At 47.4% G+C, this 21,408-nt stretch carries 21 protein-coding genes and 1 tRNA gene; 8 read left to right on the top strand and 14 right to left on the bottom strand.

Translation table 11 applies throughout. The features are described 5' to 3' along the window. The first annotated feature begins 122 nt into the window (after positions 1-122). Both ABV409_RS06445 and ABV409_RS06440 read left to right on the top strand, forming a co-directional pair. Positions 123-1,439 carry a hydroxymethylglutaryl-CoA reductase, degradative gene (locus ABV409_RS06445; RefSeq protein WP_353876726.1) on the top strand — a complete coding sequence of 439 codons (1,317 nt, stop codon included), beginning with the start codon at positions 123-125 and terminating at the stop codon, positions 1,437-1,439. Beyond that, positions 1,440-2,351, top strand: a complete 912-nt coding sequence (locus ABV409_RS06440; protein ID WP_353876725.1) for a GYDIA family GHMP kinase — start codon at positions 1,440-1,442, stop codon at positions 2,349-2,351. It abuts the gene before it with no gap. Here ABV409_RS06440 and ABV409_RS06435 read toward each other — a convergent pair. The 7 genes from ABV409_RS06435 to ABV409_RS06405 form a co-directional block, all read right to left on the bottom strand. After that, positions 2,348-4,462, bottom strand: coding sequence for a peptidylprolyl isomerase (locus ABV409_RS06435; protein ID WP_353876724.1), 2,115 nt, complete (start codon positions 4,460-4,462; stop codon positions 2,348-2,350). The genes ABV409_RS06440 and ABV409_RS06435 overlap by 4 nt on opposite strands. Before the next feature lie 107 nt (positions 4,463-4,569). Then, positions 4,570-5,859 carry a hemolysin family protein gene (locus ABV409_RS06430; RefSeq protein WP_353876723.1) on the bottom strand — a complete coding sequence of 430 codons (1,290 nt, stop codon included), beginning with the start codon at positions 5,857-5,859 and terminating at the stop codon, positions 4,570-4,572. Continuing rightward, entirely contained in the window at positions 5,860-6,066 is a 207-nt protein-coding gene (locus tag ABV409_RS06425) for a hypothetical protein (RefSeq protein WP_353876722.1), read from the bottom strand. 7 nt (positions 6,067-6,073) lie between these two features. Continuing rightward, positions 6,074-6,628, bottom strand: coding sequence for an LPS export ABC transporter periplasmic protein LptC (lptC, locus tag ABV409_RS06420; RefSeq protein WP_353876721.1), 555 nt, complete (start codon positions 6,626-6,628; stop codon positions 6,074-6,076). 45 nt (positions 6,629-6,673) lie between these two features. After that, a complete protein-coding gene (locus ABV409_RS06415) occupies positions 6,674-8,047 on the bottom strand; it encodes a tetratricopeptide repeat protein (protein WP_353876720.1) in 1,374 nt (457 codons plus the stop codon). A 102-nt stretch (positions 8,048-8,149) separates the two neighbouring features. Next, entirely contained in the window at positions 8,150-9,427 is a 1,278-nt protein-coding gene (bamG, locus tag ABV409_RS06410; protein WP_353876719.1) for a BamG family beta-barrel-assembly machinery protein, read from the bottom strand. Further along, positions 9,428-10,156: a type III pantothenate kinase gene (locus ABV409_RS06405; RefSeq protein WP_353876718.1), complete on the bottom strand. Its 729-nt coding sequence runs from the start codon at positions 10,154-10,156 to the stop codon at positions 9,428-9,430. A gap of 107 nt (positions 10,157-10,263) precedes the next feature. On the opposite strand from ABV409_RS06405, the gene ABV409_RS06400 reads away from it, so the two are divergent. Beyond that, positions 10,264-10,336 (top strand) — tRNA-Phe (locus ABV409_RS06400). 61 nt (positions 10,337-10,397) lie between these two features. Here the strand turns inward: ABV409_RS06400 and ABV409_RS06395 are convergent. From ABV409_RS06395 to ABV409_RS06375, 5 genes are all read right to left on the bottom strand, one after another. After that, positions 10,398-10,871, bottom strand: a complete 474-nt coding sequence (locus tag ABV409_RS06395) for a hypothetical protein (protein WP_353876717.1) — start codon at positions 10,869-10,871, stop codon at positions 10,398-10,400. A gap of 67 nt (positions 10,872-10,938) precedes the next feature. Continuing rightward, a complete protein-coding gene (locus ABV409_RS06390; protein ID WP_353876716.1) occupies positions 10,939-11,835 on the bottom strand; it encodes an alpha/beta fold hydrolase in 897 nt (298 codons plus the stop codon). Between the two features lie 59 nt (positions 11,836-11,894). Continuing rightward, positions 11,895-12,296 carry a MarR family winged helix-turn-helix transcriptional regulator gene (locus tag ABV409_RS06385; protein ID WP_353876715.1) on the bottom strand — a complete coding sequence of 134 codons (402 nt, stop codon included), beginning with the start codon at positions 12,294-12,296 and terminating at the stop codon, positions 11,895-11,897. Positions 12,297-12,434: 138 nt separating this feature from the next. Continuing rightward, the gene (gene gap / locus ABV409_RS06380) at positions 12,435-13,427 is read right to left on the bottom strand and encodes a type I glyceraldehyde-3-phosphate dehydrogenase (RefSeq protein ID WP_353876714.1); all 993 of its coding nucleotides are present in this window, start codon (positions 13,425-13,427) and stop codon (positions 12,435-12,437) included. Between the two features lie 346 nt (positions 13,428-13,773). Further along, a complete protein-coding gene (locus ABV409_RS06375; RefSeq protein ID WP_353876713.1) occupies positions 13,774-15,321 on the bottom strand; it encodes a glycoside hydrolase family 32 protein in 1,548 nt (515 codons plus the stop codon). 45 nt (positions 15,322-15,366) lie between these two features. On the opposite strand from ABV409_RS06375, the gene ABV409_RS06370 reads away from it, so the two are divergent. Genes ABV409_RS06370 through ABV409_RS06350 form a run of 5 tightly spaced genes read left to right on the top strand, consistent with a single transcriptional unit; the run spans position 15,367 to position 19,055 of the window. Beyond that, complete coding sequence (locus tag ABV409_RS06370) at positions 15,367-15,918, top strand: rhodanese-like domain-containing protein (protein WP_353876712.1); 552 nt, start codon at positions 15,367-15,369, stop codon at positions 15,916-15,918. A gap of 16 nt (positions 15,919-15,934) precedes the next feature. Next, positions 15,935-16,534: a TIGR04282 family arsenosugar biosynthesis glycosyltransferase gene (locus ABV409_RS06365; RefSeq protein ID WP_353876711.1), complete on the top strand. Its 600-nt coding sequence runs from the start codon at positions 15,935-15,937 to the stop codon at positions 16,532-16,534. Continuing rightward, positions 16,531-17,346, top strand: a complete 816-nt coding sequence (locus ABV409_RS06360; protein WP_353876710.1) for a purine-nucleoside phosphorylase — start codon at positions 16,531-16,533, stop codon at positions 17,344-17,346. Before ABV409_RS06365 ends, ABV409_RS06360 begins: the two co-directional genes overlap by 4 nt. After that, positions 17,343-18,308 carry an arsenosugar biosynthesis arsenite methyltransferase ArsM gene (gene arsM, locus ABV409_RS06355; protein WP_353876709.1) on the top strand — a complete coding sequence of 322 codons (966 nt, stop codon included), beginning with the start codon at positions 17,343-17,345 and terminating at the stop codon, positions 18,306-18,308. Before ABV409_RS06360 ends, arsM begins: the two co-directional genes overlap by 4 nt. Positions 18,309-18,368: 60 nt before the next feature. Continuing rightward, positions 18,369-19,055, top strand: a complete 687-nt coding sequence (locus tag ABV409_RS06350; RefSeq protein WP_353876708.1) for a TIGR04283 family arsenosugar biosynthesis glycosyltransferase — start codon at positions 18,369-18,371, stop codon at positions 19,053-19,055. Between the two features lie 75 nt (positions 19,056-19,130). On the opposite strand, the gene ABV409_RS06345 is transcribed toward ABV409_RS06350, so the two are convergent. Both ABV409_RS06345 and ABV409_RS06340 read right to left on the bottom strand, forming a co-directional pair. Next, complete coding sequence (locus ABV409_RS06345; protein ID WP_353876707.1) at positions 19,131-20,024, bottom strand: hypothetical protein; 894 nt, start codon at positions 20,022-20,024, stop codon at positions 19,131-19,133. A gap of 112 nt (positions 20,025-20,136) precedes the next feature. After that, positions 20,137-21,402: a POTRA domain-containing protein gene (locus tag ABV409_RS06340; RefSeq protein ID WP_353876706.1), complete on the bottom strand. Its 1,266-nt coding sequence runs from the start codon at positions 21,400-21,402 to the stop codon at positions 20,137-20,139. Positions 21,403-21,408 lie beyond the last annotated feature (6 nt).

The raw sequence follows: 21,408 nt of genomic DNA, 5'->3' as shown, positions 1-21,408 counted from the left end.
TGATTAAAAACTTTCAAGTTTACTAATAATTTGCCTAAAATATAAACTTTGTATTGAGAATTGTGCAACAAGAATTCTGCCAAAAAGCCGATTCGCTATCTTTGAAAATCCAAGTAAAAAACATGCATCGACCGGTTGAAGGATTTTCAAGACTTTCCAAAACTGAAAAAATAGATTGGATCGCCAAGAACTGTGTTTCCGATGGGGAAAAAGCCAAAGCCACCCTCGAACAGTATTGGAATACCGACCCACAACTTCAGAAGACCCATGACGAGTTCATCGAGAACACCGTTTCGAACTACTACCTCCCTTTTGCGGTGGCCCCGAATTTCATGATCAATGGGAAGCTCTATACCATGCCCATGGCCATTGAAGAGAGTTCGGTAGTTGCAGCGGCCAGTAAAGCCGCCAAGTTCTGGTTGGCGCGCGGGGGTTTCAAGACTACGGTCTTGGGCACCGAAAAGGTCGGGCAAGTCCATTTCCTTTTCGATGGAGATCGCCAAGACCTGAACGACTTTTTCGAACAGGTACGCCCCAAGCTCCTAGAAGCTGCGGCCGGGATCACGGCAAGTATGGAAAAACGTGGCGGCGGCGTCAACGCCATTGAACTACGCGATCGTACCGATGAATTGGAGCATTATTACCAACTGCATTGTACCTTCGAGACCTTGGATGCCATGGGGGCCAATTTTATCAACTCCTGCTTGGAACAGTTCGCCACCACTTTTGAACAGGAAGCGGCTCGCCATACCGTTTTTGAGCGTGCGAAAACCTCGGTGACCGTAATCATGAGCATCTTAAGCAATTACGTGCCGAATTGTGTCGTTCGGGCGGAAGTCGAATGCCCGATCAATGACTTGAACGACGAAGGCATCGCCCCGGAAGCTTTCGCCCAAAAATTCATTCAGGCCATTGCCATTGCCAAGGCGGAACCGCATCGTGCCGTTACCCATAACAAAGGCATCATGAACGGTATCGACTCGGTTATTTTGGCTACTGGAAACGACTTTAGGGCCGTTGAGGCCGGGGTACATGCCTACGCAGCCAGGTCGGGCCGGTATTCAAGCCTGACCCATGCAGAGGTCAACGGGGATCGGTTCCGGTTTTGGATCGATATCCCCCTCGCTCTAGGAACCGTAGGCGGACTCACCAGCCTGCATCCCTTGGTCCGGCTTTCATTGGAAATTCTACAGCACCCGACCGCAAAGCAACTGATGCAGTTTTGCGCCGTGGCCGGCTTGGCACAGAACTTTGCTGCGGTACGATCACTGATTACGACGGGCATCCAAAAAGGGCATATGAAAATGCACTTATTGAACCTCTTGAACCAATTGGGTGCCAATGAAATGGAAAAACAACGACTGGTAGCCCATTTCAAAGACAAGACCATAAGCAACGCGGCCGTTAAGGCCGCACTCCAACAGATACAAGCCGATTGAATGCAAACGCGCTTTTACAGTAATGGTAAATTGCTAGTGACCGGAGAGTATGCCGTGCTCGATGGGGCTACTGCCTTGGCCGTACCCACGGTATTTGGGCAGGCTTTGGAATTGAGCCAAGGGGCAACCGGCGAATGCCATTGGTATAGTCATGATACCGAAGGAACCATCTGGTTTGAAGTTACATTCGAGGCGCCTTCACTTAGGATCCGGTCTACCTCCGATACCACCATCGCGCAACGCTTGCAAGAAGTATTTCGGGCCTGTGGGCAATTACGACCCGATTTTTTAGCTTCATTATCACATGGGGTGACGGCACACAGTCATCTGGGTTTCGATCGTCATTGGGGTTTGGGTTCCTCTTCGACCCTCATCAACAACTTGGCCCAATGGGCCAAGGTAGACCCCTATAGGTTGTTGGCCATGACCTTTGGGGGCAGTGGGTACGATATCGCTTGTGCGCAGCACAATACGCCCTTGCATTATCGGCTGACCGCCAACGGGCACGTCGTGCAGCCAGCCGCTTTCGACCCTCCCTTTAAAAACCGGCTGTTTTTCGTGTACCTGAACCAAAAACAAAATAGCAGGGAAGGCATCAAGGCCTATCGGGAGCGCGGCTTCGATCGAAGCGAATTGATTTCAAACATCAATATGCTGACCACCCAATTGACCACCGCTACTACGACTGAAGCGTTCGACCAAGGCTTGGAAGCCCACGAGGCCCTGCTTGCTAAGGTCATGGGGGTGCCCACCATCAAAGAACGCTTGTTCGCTGATTTTGCGGGGAGTATAAAAAGCCTAGGGGCATGGGGTGGGGACTTCGTCTTGGCTTCCGGCAATGAAAAAACCCCTGACTATTTCAAAGCCAAGGGTTTTCATACGGTACTTTCCTATTCGGAAATGGTCCTTTAGTAAAAGGTCGCCCTATTATCTTCGATTTCAGCCCCTTCTTTCAAGGCATTGTAAACCGATCCGTTGACCTGGTTGCGGTTTGACGTGGTCAGGTTGGTACTATAAGTACTGAAATTCGGCAAATCAACCGCGTCGGTCTTTTTGTTCACTTGTACCAAGAACACCCCTGAATCGCCTTTCAACAATTCGGAAGTCTGTCCTTCCCCTATTCCGAAGGCACTTCCTACTACGAAGGGCTCCCTACCCGCTCCTGGCAAGGTGGGGGAGTTTCTGGTCACTGCCGTGGCATTCGAAACGGTCACGTTGTTGTCGTTGGCCATGTCTTGCAACGACTTGCCTTGATTGGCGGCAATGATCTGTTCGGCCTTTTTCTCTTTTCTGATTTCAGGAAGTGCGGTCGCCGAAGCATCTTCGGTCGACATCAAGCCCTCTTGATGCTTTTTGGTCAATTGGACCACTGCATAGCCATTCGTCAAATCAAAACGCTTGATATCACCGACTTCGGTATCGTCGTTAAATGCCCATTGTACGATGGCACGCTGTGATGACAACCCGGGTAGGTTCTCATCCATTTCTTTGATTTTGTTCACAGGACGCACCGTGTACTCACTTTCTTTGGCAACATCACCGAAGGCTTCAGCTTCGGCATCGGTAGAGGCCATTTCAAATTTAGTTGCATCGGTAAACAAGGTGTTGATCGTTGTTTCTGAAGGTTCGATTTCCCTTACCAAGTTGGCCACTTGTACCAAATCTTGTTTGTCGTCGATCTTGATAATGTGGAAACCGAATTCGGTTTCTACCAATCCGATCTTCCCGACCTCGTTGTCAAAACAGAAATCGTTGAACTCATCGGCCATAATCCCTTCTTGGAAGTACCCTAGGTCACCACCTCTTGGTGCCGAAGGACCATCGGAATTGTCCCTGGCCAAGGCGGTAAAGTCAGCCCCATCTTTCAAGGCTTCCGCCAAAAGACGGTTGGCTTCTACCTCGGCTTCTTCTTTGGTGCGCTTGATTTCAGGATTCGCCCGGGTAGCTCCTTCATAAACCACCAAAATATGACTGGCCTTTGCGGTTCCATTGGGTCGTCTTGCCATCATTCGCGAGACCTTGAAGAAATCACCATCACGGTAAGGCCCATAGACTTGCCCAATGGACAAGGCCATCAATGAGTCGGCGGCAATGGCGGGAAGGTCTTTCTTCGCTTTGAAAATGGTATCGAATTTTTGATCTGAATTCCGATCCAAGAAAGCCTCCATATCATCGGTATTCTTGAATTGCTTTTCGACATAAGTCGTATCGGCCGCATTGGTCACGTTATCATCCAACAGGGCGATCAAGGCATCACGCACCTGGTTCTCATCATCGGCAGAAGCCTTTTCTTCGAAGAATACGAAGCGAAGGTCACGTGCTTTGTCTTGCTTATAGTCCGCTTCATGTTCTTTGATGTAAGCGGCGATTTCGTCTTTGGAAACCTGGATCATGCTATCGGCGATCGAACTGTAAGGTACACGAACATACTGCAGATCGACCTTGTCGTTGGCCAAGCGATAATCGAATTCCCCTTCGGCCAAGGTGGCGCCAACGCCGGCCTTGATCAGGTTAAAGTACATCTGCTCTTTGGCGGCTTGCATGATGTTCTTTTCATCTTGCAACCAAGCATCGTAGCGCAATGGGTCGTTAATCTTCCAATCGGCAATGGCATTTTTGAAAATCTCTGCATTGAAAATTCCGTTCTCATCTTGGAAATCAGGAATCTGGGCATAACCCGTGGTCTTGACGAATTCAACGATCTGATCACTCTCGATCGCGATACCCAAATCTTCGAATTGTTGGTTCAACAATTCCTTTCGCACCTCTTGATCGAAAATGGTGTTCACCAATTGGGTAGATGAAAAATTGGGAGGGTATTGTCTTGACGCCTGTTCGACGCGTCGTCTGAAATCATCGATTGAAATGGATTCGCCGTTCACATCGACCAAAGAAGATCCAACCTTGCCCCCTGAAAAATCACTGCTGGTGAATACCCCTGAAATCACAAAGGCGAAAAGGGCCATACCGATGATCAAGATCAATACGGTGGTTCGCTTCCTAATATTCTCTAAAATTGCCATTTAGCTACTACTTTTTCTTGATTTTAGTGGGCGAAATTACCATTTTCTTTTGAAATAAGAAAGCCAAAAAAAGCGGTAATCGCCCTGCGAGAAGGCCGTTGGACGAATTACTCCATTTCGGTTCGGTGTACGCTCACCAAATCGATTTTCGTATTCGACACTTCCAGGATATGAAAAACAAAGTGCTCGATCTGAATTTCGGCATCCTGTTCCGGGATTTCACCGGTCTCGTTCATGATCAAGCCGCCGAGGGTCTCGTACTCCTCACTTTCGGGAAGCTCCAGTTTGTAGTGTTCATTGATATAATCCACCTCCATACGGGCAGAGAACTTGAAGACATTTTCGCTCAATTGTTCCTCGACCAAATCGGTGGTATCATGTTCGTCTTCGATCTCGCCGAAGAGTTCCTCGACGATGTCCTCAACGGTCATAATGCCCGAAGTACCCCCATATTCATCAAGGACTACGGCCATGCTCTTTCGCTTCTTGGTGAGTACGTTCAAAATATCGTGGATCAACATGGTCTCGGGCACGAACTCTACAGGCAGCAAAATACTTTTGACGGTCTTGGGCTTTTTGAACAGTTCGTACGAATGCACGTAACCGATGATCTCATCAATGGTCTCCTTGTAGACCAGGATTTTCGAATACCCGGTTTCGGTAAACAACTTGGTCAGGTTCTTTGGGGTTTCATGCAATTCGACCGCCTGGATTTCAGTTCGCGGCACCATGACCTCGCGGGCCTTTACTTCTGAAAATTCCAAGGCGTTCTGAAACAGTTGGATCTCGGCATCGACCTCATCTTCTTCCTCAACCGATTCCATTTGTTCCGAAATGTAATCGCCCAGCTCCAGTTTGGTGAAGGCCAATTGCACTTCATCACCGGCCGTCTTGAAGAAGGTGCGCAGAATGAAATCGGAAACTTTGATCACGAACCAGGATATCACCGAAAAAAACAAATAAAAAATGTAAGCCGGAACGGCGAAGACCTTCAACAGGGTATTGGAGTAAATCTGGAACAGGACTTTCGGAAGAAACTCAGCGGTCACCAAAATCAACAAGGTTGAAATCAGCGTCTGGGATAATAGCTTGAAATCGGTTAACAATAGGTTGACCAGATTCGATCCCGTCGGTAATAGGCTCTCGAACCATCCTATTAGGATATCGCCCATGAAGAGGCCGTAGACCACCAGGGCAATGTTATTGCCGATCAACATGGTGGCAATGAACTTGGAGGGCTTTGCGGTCAACCATCCCAACACCTTGGCCAAAAAACCATCTTGCTTTTTCTCTAGCTCGATATGGATGCGATTCGCCGATACGAACGCGATTTCCATCCCCGAAAAAAAAGCGGAGAACAGCAAAGAAATGACAATGACCAGGTATTGATAGTCCACTTAGCTGCCTTGGTCTTGGTTTTTTCGTTCTTGGAACTTCTTGTAATAATGCCTTCTAAAAAAGAAATTGAACCCGGTCACCACGGCCAAAAAGAGAAAGATGTAGGCTCGGTTGCGATCGACTTCCCAAAAATTAAAAGCCATGAATACCGATAATATCGATACGATCAGGTTGATGTAGATGGTATATTTTAAAAATTTTTTCATGAGGTTGTTATTCGTCTGAAATGGTAACGATACCATATGTTTTTTGTGCGTTGAACAAGGTCAGTTCCCGATTGAAATCCATCCCCTCACCATCCATGATGGTGCCGTCTTCAGGATTCGTAAAACGGAAGATGGCTTCGGTGAAGATCCATTTGTTCTTTCGATCCCAAAAAAGCTGGGGGGTTTCCAACTTCTTCCCATCATGGCTCTCGATCACGACATTGCCCCGAAGATCGATGAGGTTGGTCTGCGAATAAATGATGCCGTAATCGGCGGTAATCACACTTTTTTGGTTTTTCTCATCGAAAAAATCGACTTGCAGGCCCTTGGGAAATTCTTTGTACTTGAAGCCAAGATTATCATAGTCCTCATTGATCGGGCTCTTTAAAATGGCAATGACCCGCGAGGCGGCGGAATCTTGGGAACTCATTTTCTTATCGATTTCGGTATAGGTCAAGGTGAAATTCTCGGCCACCCCCTGGGGATAACGCTTAGTCAACTTCTCTTCACCCACGCGCTGATAACTATCGCCACAGTTCCAAAAAAGGATTGCCACGGTCAAAACCGTGGCAATTTGAAGTATGTTGTATGTGCGTAACGCTTTCACTTATAGGCTTGGCACCTTCACGCTACCTCCCATCCAGCAGCTGAAGCTGATCGTTTGACCGGCTTTACCGGAGTTGAAGATATCGGTTTTTGAAGGAGCTTTGGCGCTATATGACGCAGCTGATTTGTTAGCACGGCCACTTAAGGAAGGATCGACCCGACCGGCCTTTCTGGCCATCTCGGCAGCTTTCCAATACACGGCCCTTTTGGTAAAGGTATCGTCACCACAAGAGTTCGCGCTGCTTGCGTATAGGCTAGCGATCAACAAATACGCTTTTCCGTTCGAGGCATTCGCGCTGATGGCCTTCTGCGCATAACTTCGTGATTGCCCTTTGCTACCACGCTTCTTCATGATGGTGGCAATTTTGTAAAGGATGTCAGACTTTCTGGTGTTATCGGTTTCCAGTTCGACCGACTTGTTGAAATCGGCGACCGCACCGTTTTTGTCACCGGCTTTGTCTTTCAAGATACCGGAGTAAAAATAGGCTTCCGCTGATGGATCCAAGGCCAATTGGGCCTCGAACAATTTTTGGAACATCGGGTCGTCAGTACATTCTTTGCTGTACATCCTACCTACAGCCCTTTTCACCCACTTGACATCGCCTTTACGGGCATCGAAATTTTTCTCGTATAGCGGAATCAGGTTCTCGCAATCGGCAAGGCCACCCAATTTAGCATCGATACTGCCAACTACCTTACCTAATAGCTCGGAGTTACGGGTGTAGATGCCCAAGTTCTTTTTCTCTTTTGAAGTGATGGTCTTGGCTTCTTCCTTGGCCAACAACTTCGTAATCTTATCGGTATAGCCCTTGTTGATCTTCTCGTTCTGGATGGTCAGGTCATCGTAGACGTCGAATACCTCTTGAAGGTCTTTGGAACCGGCATTGTGCAGGTTCACCAAACTAGAGAAATAAATATAGAGGACTTTCGGGTTTTTGAAGCTCCCAAGGCTCGATTCGAAGGACGGCTTGATCATGTCATACAGTTGCTGATCGTTCGCCAGTTTGTTGTCACTCTTGTAAATCGCCTTTTTGGTCACGATATCAACCGGAGTGTATTTCGTTGGGAAATACTTGTTGCTATCGTCATACAAGGTCATCAAATCTTGCTCGTACCCATCCTTATCGGCTCCTGAAGAATTCTTGATCTTAAATTTCAAGATACGCTCACCATAGGTAAAGTTCGCCTTGTTCAAAGCCGGACAATTGTCCATTACCATTTTCCATGGCTCGTATGCCGCATCATAATTCTTGACTTTGGCGTGTTCAGCATAGATGGAAAGGTTGGTCATGCACTCCGGGTTCTGAGCCTGGGCCATACTAACGCCCATCACCATCAGCACTGCGATCATCGTTAAGTAAAGTTTCTTCTTCATCTTGTTAATTTTAAAGCGGTTAATGTACAAATTTTTATAAAATTACCCGGCTCTCGGTAAAGTTACATCGGCGTTTTTAAGAATTTTTTAAAAAAAGCAATCTTAATTGATTTTTCTTTTCACAAACCATCGATCGTTTAACGATAGTCCAATATTGATTTTCAAGTAACTTTCTTCTATTAGTCCGGCTTTGGTGGTACCCCTTCTTCCCAATTCGAAACCAACGTTCAAATTCGAGAATCTATCGGTACCGGTTCCTACAATCGGTACACCAAATCCAAAAGTTATGCCAAAGTTACTGATCTCCTCCCCGTTGACGATCAATCCGGTCTGGTCGTAGCGCAGTCCGGCACGGTAAGTCATCCTATTGAAAATGCCTGTCAGGGCGGAATAGTTCGGGATGTAGTACCCCCCGAAAGAGAGCGTGCTGGCATCTTGATAGGCTACGTTTTCAAGCCCAAGGAAATCGTTGGTGAAGCTGCTGAATTCCTGAAAGCTGTATTCGGCGCCCAAAAACCATTTTTTATCCTCCCCGAATCCCAAGCCCCCTGTGAAGATGGTCGGGATCTTAAGCTCGGTATTCGCAAGACCCTGTGCCTCGAGATCTACATCGATCACTTCGATTTCAGCTCCGTTGAGCAAAGAAAACGAGCCTAGGCGTTCTGCATTTTCCGACTCCAGGTTCACTTGGGTATTCGCCCCTGCAAAGGCGAACAGCGTATGTTTTTTGGTCACTTTCGGATTGAAGCTGGCCGTATAGTTGAAATCGAAGCCGTTGACCTTTGAGGTCCGTCGATCCAAGGTGCCGAACTGTACATCTTCGACACTTTGGATGCGTTCAAATTGCAATTCACCGAAATTGTAATTCACGGTCGCACCGAAACTGAGGTTTTTTATGGGCTCAAAACCCAAGGAAACGTATACCCGGTTCAAACCTCCCGAACCAGAAAAGATATTGGTAACCGTGTTGCCATCGCTATTGGTGACCTCTGAATTCAGATTATAACCGACTGAGGTGTAGGGGGCCAATCCGAAACCGACACCGACCTTATTCGCAATCGGAAAACCGATGGACAGGTAATCCAAATTGGTTACCGAGGTATTTTGTTGTTCGTTGGCATCTTTTAAACGAAACTCGCGGTGTGAGATACCCGCGGTATAAGCGGTCAATCGCAGCTTGGAGTAGGCGGCCGGATTACGGAGGTTCACGTGGATGCTATCGCCATACATGCGCAGACCACCCATCATTTGGTTTTCGACCGTTCCGAAATCCCTTAAATCGCCAATACCGAAATATGAATAAGGTGAAATGCTGCTATTTTGGGCACTTATGCCTAAAGAAGTAAGGCATAGCAATGCGACCAATATTTTTCTGACCATCTAAATTTTATTGTATTCCAGCAGGTAATTAAGCCCCTCCAATAGAAAATTAGAGTTCGCAAATATGGAATTTTTTAGTCGTTTCGCAAAAAATAGGGCGTCGCCGCCTGTTAAAATAACTGTTAAATGTGAAAAGTGACTTTGATACTTATCGATCATGCCGTCGATTTCGCTAGCCGTACCATTGATGGCCCCACTGTGCATGCTGGCTGCGGTCGAGTCTCCGACCAGCTGCTCTTGATCTGAAGGCTTGAGTAACGGCAGCTTAGCGGTCTGTTCGTTCATGGCCGTGTAGCGCATACGCAAACCGGGTGAAATCGCCCCACCCAGATACTCGGCCTGGGCGTTCACCACGTCATAGGTAATGCAGGTACCGGCATCGATGACCAGGGTATTGCCTTGAGGGTCGTGGTAGAAGGCCGCGGCCGCTAGGGCGATCCGATCCAAGCCTAAGGTCGTGGGAGTGGCATAGCGGTTTTTGAACGGGAATTTCGATTCGTGGCTCAATCGGTGCACCTTACAAAACAAGGAGAGCACCTCATATTCCTTCTTTCCGGTATCGGCTACCGAAGAAAGGATGGCCCTTTCGATTTTCGGATAGACCTCGAAGATCTCTTTCACCATGGTCAGAAAGAGGGCCGATTCAGAGCTTTGATCGATCAGCAGGCGGTTTTTATCAAAGACGCCGTATTTGACCATGGTATTTCCGATGTCGACCACAAGGTTCATAAGGCAAAGTTCGGCAAATAGGAAAAAACAAGCCCCTTTTTATCCTTTTTGTTTGTAAATCCTAATTTTGAAAGTATATTTGCCGTCCCAAAAATGGGGAAACCAACGGTACCTTAGCTCAGTTGGTAGAGCAACGGACTGAAAATCCGTGTGTCCCTGGTTCGATTCCTGGAGGTACCACAAAAAACCCGGCCAAATGGCCGGGTTTTTTGATTTTGTATGACTCCCGTATGCGAGAATTTTAAGAGGCTGGTCCTTGATTGACAACCTTTTCTTTCCTATAGAACGTACCCCCCACAACCAGAGCCGCTGAAATGATCATCAGGTTTTTGATGATATACTGCCCTTCCAAAGTCGGCATCAGGTAATTCCCATCTTGAAAGGTGACCTCGGGTAAGAATACCAAGGGCATAAAAGTGCCCACCATCTGCAAAAACAACAATCCGATGGCGATGCGTGTTGTCGCTTTAAATAAAAAGGTGATGCCGATCACGACTTCCCACCAGCCGATGACCATCAACCAACGGTTGGGCGTACCGAAGGGCAACCAGGCCACCGTTGCTTTTAGCAGTCCTTCAGCCGCGGAATAATGGAAGGGTTTCAAGATCCCGAACCAGAAAAAAATGATTGCAAAGGATATGCGCATGGCCGGCACTCCCCAGCGTTTCATATATCGGGCAATGGATTGGTCCAATCGGTTCAAAAAAGCATTCATGGGTGTGGTTTTTCGTTGCTTAAAGATAGAAAGGCTCTGAAGGAACACCACATCCTGACACGCTTTTTCAGCCGAACGACCCTAAATTGATTTCAACTTTGCTTTGATAAAACTCCCGCGCTATGCGCAATAGTTTAAAAGGTTTGTCCATTTGTATGAAGTGTCCTGAATCTTCAATTATCGAAAGCTGGGCGTTGGGAAGACGTTCAGCCATGAGTCGTCCTAATGCTACATTAATGAAGCGGTCTTGCCTTCCCCAGACTACCAATACAGGCTGATGTACTTCTTCGATCCTGCGCTCCAAATAGGCCTGGCCTAGGGCATTGTTTCGAAAGTACGAAAGAAAGGCCCGTTGCGTATGTTTATTGTAGCCATCTTCCAAGAATTCCCCCAATACTTCACGGGGGATATCACTCCCTTTGTAAAATCCTTTGTTGTAGGCGATCTTGGCCGATATCTTAGGAAACCATTCGATGAGTGCTTTGGCCAAAATCGAGTTCTTTCGCCCGAAACTGCGCAGTTCCCGCGAAGAAAAAGCAGTAGTCGGAAAGGGAATTCCTGCCATGACCACAATCCGATCGATCTGATCTGCCCTTTCGACCCCCATGATCAATGCAGGCGAAAGCCCAATGTCGGTCGCCATTAGGTGTGCTCTTTGGATACCTAGGGTATCGAGAAAATCCAATCCGACTCGGGCAAATGATCTAGGGTTATACCTTGCCGCATCCTCAAAAGCTTCGCTACCGCCAAAACCGGGCCAATCCATAGCAAGTACATGATAGTCTTGAGACAGTTGCGGGGCAACATCATACCAAGTCTGGAGGTTTTCCGGTACACCATGCAAAAGTAGTATCGTCGGTTGTTCTGGATTACCCAATTCGGTATAGCGAATTCGAAGTTTCGATTCGTTGAGACGTATGGTCTTGGTTTTTAGTAGGATTGGATTTTGATGATTGAATTCCATTGTTCTGGTTTTGATGATGAATATCTATTTGTTGTATATACAACTTATTAATAAAAAATTTATGTCAGTTTTTGTTCCAAGTTTTGGAGGTGTTCCAGTCCTTCTTCCTTTAATTTTCCCGTGAGAATATCCATCGCCTGTTCCCATTTCGGAATCAAATCGATAACAAGATGCCTTCCCTTTTCCGTCAACTCGACCATGGGGCGATATGCGGCCGAGCGATGGACCAATCCCCTTTTTTCAAGTAATTTGATATTTCGACTTACCGTTGAACGTTCTAAAAACAATACTTCACCGATTTTACCTTGTTCAATATTGCCTAGCTCATGTAGGGTAAAAAGTATGGTGGTCTGATTTTCGGTAGTGCCATAAGCTTGTAAAACCTTTCGCATTTCGGCATCCGCAATCCGTGATAAGCGTCGTATTCTTGAGCCGATACAATCTGGCAACCTATATTTCATTAAACAAAGGTATTTTATTATGTTGTATGTACAACTTTATTGACGTGAATTTAACTTTTTGACTCCAACTTCTTTCCTTGTAATATAAAAAACCCCGACCGAAGGGCCGAGGTTTGTTACTTCGGAATTCCTTATTTCTTATCCTTTGATTTCCAAGATTTGGCGTACCATCTGATTGGTAAATCCCCATTCGTTATCATACCAGGTCATCACTTTCAACAAGTCGCCATCGACGACCCGCGTCATTCCTAGATCGACGGTTGAGGCAAAGGGACTTTTGATGATATCCGAAGAAACGATCGGATCATTGGTTACGGCAACGATGCCTTGGTAGCGATCGCTTTGGGCCTCTTCGGTCAATATCGAATTGACCTCCTCAGGGGTAACCTCGCGATCCACCACGAAGGTCATATCGGATATCGAACCCACAGGCACCGGTACGCGAATGGCGACCCCATCGAATATACCGGCATATTCAGGCAAGGCCTTGGTCGTGGCTATCGCCGCCCCAGTAGTGGTCGGAATCAGGTTCTGCGCCCCGGCCCTTCCCATACGCAGGTTTTTGGGCGATGGGCCGTCTACCACATCTTGTGAAGCGGTATAGGCATGCACTGTGGTCATGATGGCCTTTTTGATGCCGATCCTTCTTCCCAAAATCTCTACGACCGGGCTAATATTATTCGTCGTACAACTGGCACATGAAAAGACGTTGACATGGCCGTCTTCCGAATTCACCCCGTGCACCACAGTGGGGGTGTCGACACTTTTAGTAGGGGCCGAAATAATGACCGTTTTCGCCCCGGCCTTTAAGTGGCGTTCGGCATCTTCCCCATTGGTGAAAACCCCGGTACTTTCGATGACCAAATCGACGTCAAGGGCTTTCCAGGGCAAGTCCTCTGGGTTCCGTATCGAAGTATACGATATGGGCCGTCCATCGACCACAAGCTTCCCATCTGCATGGGAAACCGATTTTTCATACCGCCCGTACACCGTATCATACTTTAGCAGGTATACCGAATTCTCGATGGAGACGATATCGTTGACCGCAACGACCTCAAGACCATCGGTCTCTTCGATCACTTTTAGGGCCGCTCTACCGATACGCCCCATTCCATTAATTGCTATTCTCATTTTCATGTTGTTTTTAGATCCTATTTATACATTGCTTTAGTCAGAAAAAGAGCGCCTACATTACACCGTATCATACCTTCATGAATTGATTTGATGGAACGGAAAAGCGCTGATAAAAACCAGTTATACTCAAAAACCGACCACTTACGAATTTTAAATCCCAATACATATAGTTGGAGTGATGACCAGCCTTTTTGGATCGTATCTTGCATAGGCCTTCTAAAACGAGAACCTAATGGAAGCATACTACGCTAAAGGAGCGAAAATGGGATATGTATTTTGGTATGCAGTGGTCAGCTGCTCCTTGTTCCTGTTCGCCCTCAGTTTGTATAATTTCTTGACCTAATCACCAAATCGAACGTAGGGGCGCCAAGCCGAAGTCCGCAACGGACAAAGCCGTCCCCGATTTGTTGGTGATCGTCAACTGGGTATAGGGCACCGATGGAAAGAGTTGGTCGGTGAATGCCCATTGCCCTTGGGCCACGAACAGTTCAATGGAAGACCAATCCAAGAATACCGAAAATTCGATGCGCCCCGCTGCCAAACCTTCGATATCCATATAATGTAATTTGTTGCCGAACTCATAATGGAAATCCGTTTCACCAGAACGGGCACGGTTGACCATGATCAGATTGGATGCCCCATTGACCCGGATCCGGGTCTGCTCACCAAAATCATTGGCATAGGTCAGTTCGAACTCCCTGCCACTCGTGGCCAATTGCAATCGGGATCGGCCTAGTTCATCCATAGTCCATGTCCGGCTTTCATTAGGTGCTATCTCAAAATCGGAAGTTTCCTTTTCGGTGGCCAATTGCCCAACGGCCGGCACCGGATAATTGGTAAGTTGGTAGGTGTCGCCTGTCTTTCTCAGCCCTAAATGGCGTGGTAAGGTCATGGCACTACGCCAGGTTCCGGTGGGGGTTTTTAAGGCATACTGCCAATTGCTCATCCAACCGATAAACGTACGCTTGCCATCAGGGGTGTGGTTGTAGGTAACCCCTGCATAATTATCGGTACCCCAGTCGAGCCATTTCCAGTCTTGATGATCGGCCGTAAAGGTGGTGCCATCGAAATCCCCAACGAAGTATTGGGTGGCGCTGCCCCCGTTCGGCCCACCGTTTCCAATGCTGATAATCAGCACCCACTTGGTCTCATCACTACCTTCAACCGGCAATTCAAAGAGATCGGGGCATTCCCATACGCCACCATGCGCCCCGGCATCCTTCCCGAAATCACTAAGGTATTCCCAGGCTTTTAAATCGGGAGAGCGATAGAACTTGGCGTGGTCACCGGCTACCAGGGCCATGATCCATTGCCCGCTTGCTTCATGCCAAAACACCTTGGGGTCGCGAAGGTCGCGGATGCCCGGATTGGGCAGTACCGGATTGCCTTCGTATTTCGTCCAGGTTTCGCCTTGGTCAAGGCTGTAGGCAATGCCCTGGGTCTGGAAGTCGTTGCGACCCGCTTTTTCGCCGGCCATATTATGATAGGTAAAAATGGCGACCATAGGCGGGGTACCATCGGTGCCGAAGCCTGAAGTATTTTGTACATCGACCACTGCGCTTCCTGAAAATATCAACCCCTTTCCATCCGGGAACAAGGCAATGGGTCGATGTTCCCAATGCACCAAATCCTTGCTTTTCGCGTGACCCCAATGCATGGGCCCCCAAACGGTGGCTTCCGGATAATATTGGTAGAACAGGTGATACTCACCGTCATGATACACCAGTCCGTTGGGGTCGTTCATCCAATGGGCCTGGGGTGAAAAATGGTATTGGGGGCGATACGCTTCGCGATACGTATCGGTAGCTTCCTTTTGCGGCAGGTCGACTTTCTTTTCGCTGCACGCCAAGCTGATTCCCACTAACGACCAAATCCAGAATGACTTCCCCATAGCAATGCGATTTATTCGGTTTAAGATAATCATAATTGTCAATCCTTGACCGTAAGATCGCCGTATATTTACCGTTTCGAAAACGGTATGCGCTATCTCTTCACGGTTCTAGTATCCTTTGTATTCTTGACGGTCTGTGGTCAACGCACCATCGCCGGTGTTTTGGACAGGTACAATTCAGGCGCGGTCGATTACATCACCGTTGCTGAGTTGACCCAAATCACCCCCATTTTACTTGATGCGAGGGAACAGGAAGAGTTCGAAGTGAGCCATCTCGAGGGGGCCATTTGGTCGGGCCACAAAACCTTTTCGATTGACTCCATCCAAAACCGGATTCCGGACAAACATAGTCCCATTGTAGTGTATTGCTCGATTGGGGTACGGTCGGAAGATATTGCCCAAAAATTAGTGAAGGCAGGGTATACGGATGTATCCAACCTGTATGGTGGTATTTTCCAATGGAAGATCGATGGCAACCCGGTTTATGATAGTACGGGTGTGCAGACCGAAAAAGTACATGCGTTCAGTAAGTATTGGGGCAAACTGTTGACCAATGCCGAGAAAGTTTACAAAACCAAACCAAAAGACATTGACTGACAGCCCAAATTCACTTTTGCTGATCTTCACACGTAACCCGGAACTTGGGAAGTGTAAGACCCGATTGGCCGCGACCATCGGCAATGTATCGGCCCTCAAGGTCTATGAATTTTTGTTGCAACATACCGCTGCCGTTACCCGTGGCGTCAGTGCCACCAAAAGGGTCTATTATTCCGAAGAAATCTGGGAAGACGACCTATGGAGCGACCCGGTGTTCGAAAAGCACCTACAAGAGGGTATCGACCTCGGTGCGCGCATGCATCAAGCTTTCAAAAATGGTTTTGAAGAAGGATTTGAAAAAATCATCATCATTGGAAGCGACCTTTACGACATCGATACCGAAGCACTTGAAAACGCATTCCAGGCCTTGGATGATCACGACTTCGTAATCGGCCCTGCAGAAGACGGCGGCTATTACTTGCTCGGTATGAAAACCCTTGAACCGCAGCTCTTCAACAACAAGGTCTGGGGCACCGGAACGGTCTTAAAAGATACCTTGAGCGACCTTCAGGGGTCCAATTTGTATCGCATGCAAAGCAGGAACGATGTTGACATTTATGAGGATATTGCGGATATTGAAGCTTTCAAACCCTTTTTTACACATTTGAAGAAATGACACAAAAACAACTTGATGAATCGGTAGCCTATTTGAAGAACAAGGGGTTCGAAGCTCCTGAAATAGGCATTGTGCTGGGCACCGGACTGGGCCAATTGGTCGATCATATCGAAGATGCCATCGAAGCGCACTACAACCATATCCCTTTCTTTCCTTTGGCTACGGTCGAATTCCATTCCGGCAAGTTGCTTTACGGTACCATTTCAGGAAAAAAAGTGGTCGTCATGCAGGGGCGGTTCCACCTTTATGAAGGCTACGATTTTTTGGACATTACCTATCCCATTCGGGTCATGCATCAGCTGGGCATCAAAAAGCTGTTCATCTCAAATGCGGCCGGGGCCATCAACCTCGATTACAAAAAAGGCGAACTGATGTTGATCGAAGATCATATCAACCTACAAGGCGGTTCCCCTTTGGCGTTTAAGAACGTTGCCGAGTTCGGCGACCGATTTGTGGATATGAGTGAACCCTATGACCTTAAAATGCGCCGGCATTTGGAAGAAATCGCCAGTAAAAATAATATCGCACTGCAAAAAGGGGTGTATGTATCCGTTGTCGGACCACAACTCGAAACCAAAGCCGAGTATCGCATGTTAAAAACCTTAGGGGCCGATGCGGTCGGAATGAGTACCGTACCCGAAGTAATTGTCGCCAATCATTTACGACTACCCATAGTAGCGGTTTCGGTTTTGACTGACGAATGCGATCCCGATAATTTAAAACCAATTGATATTCAGGAGATTATCGCGATTGCCGCTGAAGCTGAACCAAAAATGATAACTTTATTCAAAGAATTAATCCGACTGATATGAGCTATTTAGATGCGACCCAAGAACTGTATAAAGAAGCTGCCGTAACCCCTGATGTGGGCTTATGCTGCACCACCAATCCAATTTGGCAGTTTCCTGGCTTGTCGATTCCGAAGATCATGCAAGAAATGAACTATGGTTGCGGAAGCACCGTTTCGGCCCAAGATTTGATCAATGATCCGAAAGTACTCTATGTCGGGGTCGGAGGCGGAATGGAACTCCTGCAATTCTCTTACTTTTCACGTCAGATCGGTGGGGTAACCGGAGTAGACTCGGTCGATGAAATGCTCACCGCTTCCAAAAACAATTTTAAGATCGCCGAAGAAGAAAACGATTGGTTCAAAAGCGAATTCGTAAACTTGGTCAAGGGTGATGCCCTGAACCTACCGATTGAAGATGAGAGCATCGATGTGGCAGCGCAGAACTGTTTGTTCAACATCTTTAAAATGGACGATTTGAAGCGGGCCGTAGCTGAAATGTACCGCGTGCTAAAACCACACGGAAGATTGGTGATGAGCGACCCCATTTGCGAACAACCCATGAACGATACCTTGCGCAATGACGATCGTTTGAGGGCCTTGTGTCTTAGTGGTAGTATTCCGATGAAGGATTACATCAAAGTATTGACCGACGCCGGCTTTGGCACCATAGAAATCCGCGCCCGTAAGTCCTACCGTGTCTTGACACCGAACCATTACCCGACTGATGAATTGGTCTACATTGAGTCGATCGAAATCGCTGCCATCAAAGATCCCATGCCTAAAGACGGCCCTTGTGTCTTTACAGGAAAAACGGCTATTTACTATGGTGATGCCGAATATTTTGATGACAACAACGGACATGTCTTGTTGCAAAACCAACCTTTGGCCGTTTGTGATAAAACCGCTGCCGCCTTGGCAAGCGCCAGTGATGAGATCCATGTCAGCGAAAGCACTTGGCATTATAACGGTGGTGGTTGCTGCTAATGCCGTAAGGTTCGTTGGCCAATGTTGACCTCTTAAGGAGGAATCCGTAAATCACGTTCCGTGCTGAGCATCATTATTCCCGTCTTAAACGAAGCGTCCTGCATTGCGGGATTGATCGAACATTTGAGTGAAACCCGGTCGACGGACTTGGTTTCCGAAATCATCGTGGTAGACGGGGGCAGTACCGACGGAACCTTGAAGCTTCTTGAAACCTTGCCCGTAAGCGTGGTACTTTCGAAAAAGGGTCGTGCTAGACAAATGAACGCCGGGGCCAAGGCCGCAAAAGGCGATACGCTTTATTTTCTACATGCCGATACCTTACCTCCAAAAGACTTCGACATCAAAATCCGTGAGGCCATAGCAGCGGGGTTCGAGACCGGCTGTTTTCGAATGCGGTTCGATACCCAAAATGTTTTTTTGCGTTTTTTCGGATGGATGACCCGGATCAACCATACCCTTTGTCGTGGCGGTGATCAATCGCTTTTCATCAAAAAGGAGGTGTTTTTCGAAGAAGGCGGTTTCAACGAGGCGTATATGATCTACGAAGACACGGAATTCATCACCCGATTGTACCGCCGTGGTCACTTCAGGATCTTACCGGACCATGTGATTACCTCAGCCCGCAAGTACCGTGAAAAAGGGTCGTTCAACGTCCAATTCCATTTCGCCGTTATCCATTTGAAGAACTTTCTTGGTGCTTCCCCTGAAGCCTTGTACGCTTATTATCAAAAAAAGATCCTGGCCTAAAGCGCGCGTTGATAAGGAAAAGCCCTGTTCATTAGGGGTAATGAAAAGGGCCTTTTTACAATGGGGGGACTAAGTTTAGTTGGTCTCCACGGCTAAGTTCGCGTAGTCGTTCATCACCCCATTGGCAATGATATCCGATATGAATTGTTGATCGTTACGGATCGAAATCCTGCTTTCGATCGAAGGGTCTTTTGAATTGCCGATATCGATCAGCGTAATTGCGGGCAGTACATTCTTGGCCAAATAGAGATTTTCGCTGTCGGTGAATACTTCGGTGTAGGCTTTGCGCGCATCACTTTCGATACGGTGCTTGTTCAATATTTGTTGGATGTTCTTGGCGAAGCGCTCTCCATCTTCGTTGTTGTCGTGATGGAAAACCGAAACATCGAAATAACCGCTTTTGGTCATTCCCTCGTTCAAATTGATCATTAACAAGCGTTGGTACTTGCCCTGATTTTTCAGGTAGCGGGTATTCACGGCATCGACGTATCCGGAAATGCCGGATTCCTTATCAGGGTTGTCAATGATATACACTTGGGCCCCATGAACCATCAATTCTTGGGCCAGGGTCACTGTAATCTCTTTGCCCAGGCGTTGCAACACCCCGGATTTATCGGTCCCTTTGGTATTGGATATCAAGTAGATCACAGCGTGTTTCAAATGCTCGCTTTTTGGGGCGATCGAGGCCAATTCCAAATCAAAAAGTGCCGATTCGCTATCATCTGAAGCGACCACGTTTTTGGCTTTCTCTTTAAAGGAATCCGCCGAGTACGGAATGAGGTACTCTTTTCCAAGATAAAGCCCACTGCCATTTTTAAGATTGTTTTCGTTCAAGGCTACGAACCGGGCATAGAACTTGACTGGGTCAAGACCTTGTTTTCTTAGGATGGAAAATATGCCATCACCTTGTTCGGCCACTACAGGATACGCTTGCTCTTGGGCGGTGGTAAAAACCGCGAATAAAAGCATAAAAACGCCTATTAAATTCGTTTTTTTCATAAGTTCATGTCTCTGTGGGGCCAACAAATATAGTATCTAATCGATGAAATGCAAAAAAAATCGATAAATTGTATAGAAGGGCTTAGAAATATTGTCCGATACCAAAAACGACCCCTCGGGTGGCATCGTTGGTGATGCCGTGACCATAGTCGATCCTGAAGATGGCATTGAAGATACGCTTATGGATGAAGCGGATACCTACACCCGGATAGACCCTCAGGTTTTGGCTATCACCGAAATCACCCAAGTCCCCTCCGGGATTGCGCCAACTCCCTCCATCGATAAAGACATTGCCTTGCAACACGAACCAATCTTTATCGACCAGGGTATGCCGATACTCCGTGTTCAATACGATTGCCGCGGTACCGCGATCGATGGTATTGCCTACCCCGCGGATATTGAGGTTATTGTCGACCGCGAAGGGAGCGAAAGGGGTGTCTATATTACTCGAAAGGCCCAGACGTAGCCTTGAAGCCCAATTACCGCGCGCACCGATACGTTTGAAATAGGAAAAATCATTGAACCCGATGACGAATTCAGGCAACCGCGTATCACTACTTTGTACATACTGTAAGTTCAGGATACTGCGAAAACCCGAGAGGTACTGGTAGTAGTATTCGATGTTGTCAAAATTATAGATCAACTTGAACAGGTACTTGTCGACGTTCAATTCCAAAGGCACGTCGGGATCGGTACTCCCAGAAAGGTATTCGTAGTCCTCGGTAAAGAAATTGATGCCGAATTCAATCCGGTTCTTGGCGTCGAATTCGTAAAGGGCGAGCAATTCGATCGATTCGTTGTTGTATTTGTAATCGGCCGTACCGTTATCCAAAAAAACGGGCTCTTGGGTAGTCAGATCTTGGTAACTCAGTGCCAACCCCCATTTGGGTCCGAAGAGGTAGGGTGCCCTGATATGCGCCCCGAACGAATTGAAGATATCATATTGGTAAAACCCTCCAAGCGTGATGTTCCTCCCCAAAAAATTAAACTCCTGTAGCCCGACCCGAAAGGCGAACTCATCGTTGTTCGAGGTGTAGACACTAGCGAAGGGGATCAGTGTGAAATTCTCCTCAATGTTGTAAAAGACGTTGTATTCACCACTCGCATTGGCTTCGAACACCTGGAAATACGCATGCGATACCGAAGGAAGCCGTCGCAATCGAAGGATATCTTCTTGCATGGCGATCGAGTCAAGGGCCATACCCGGTTTTAGTTTGGCGAGTGTCTTGAGAAAGTCGGTGTGGGTCTTTTTGTTTCCTTGGAATTTGACATCAACGACCACCCCTTCTTGGCCGTAACAAAGGCCATACAGTAATAAAATCAGTACGCACCAAAGATTACGTGCCATTTTTCG

The organism is Flagellimonas algarum (assembly GCF_040513375.1).
GTDB lineage: Bacteria > Bacteroidota > Bacteroidia > Flavobacteriales > Flavobacteriaceae > Flagellimonas_B > Flagellimonas_B algarum.
Note: the sequence above shows the minus strand (reverse complement) of the source record. Positions and strands in the feature narration are given on the sequence as shown.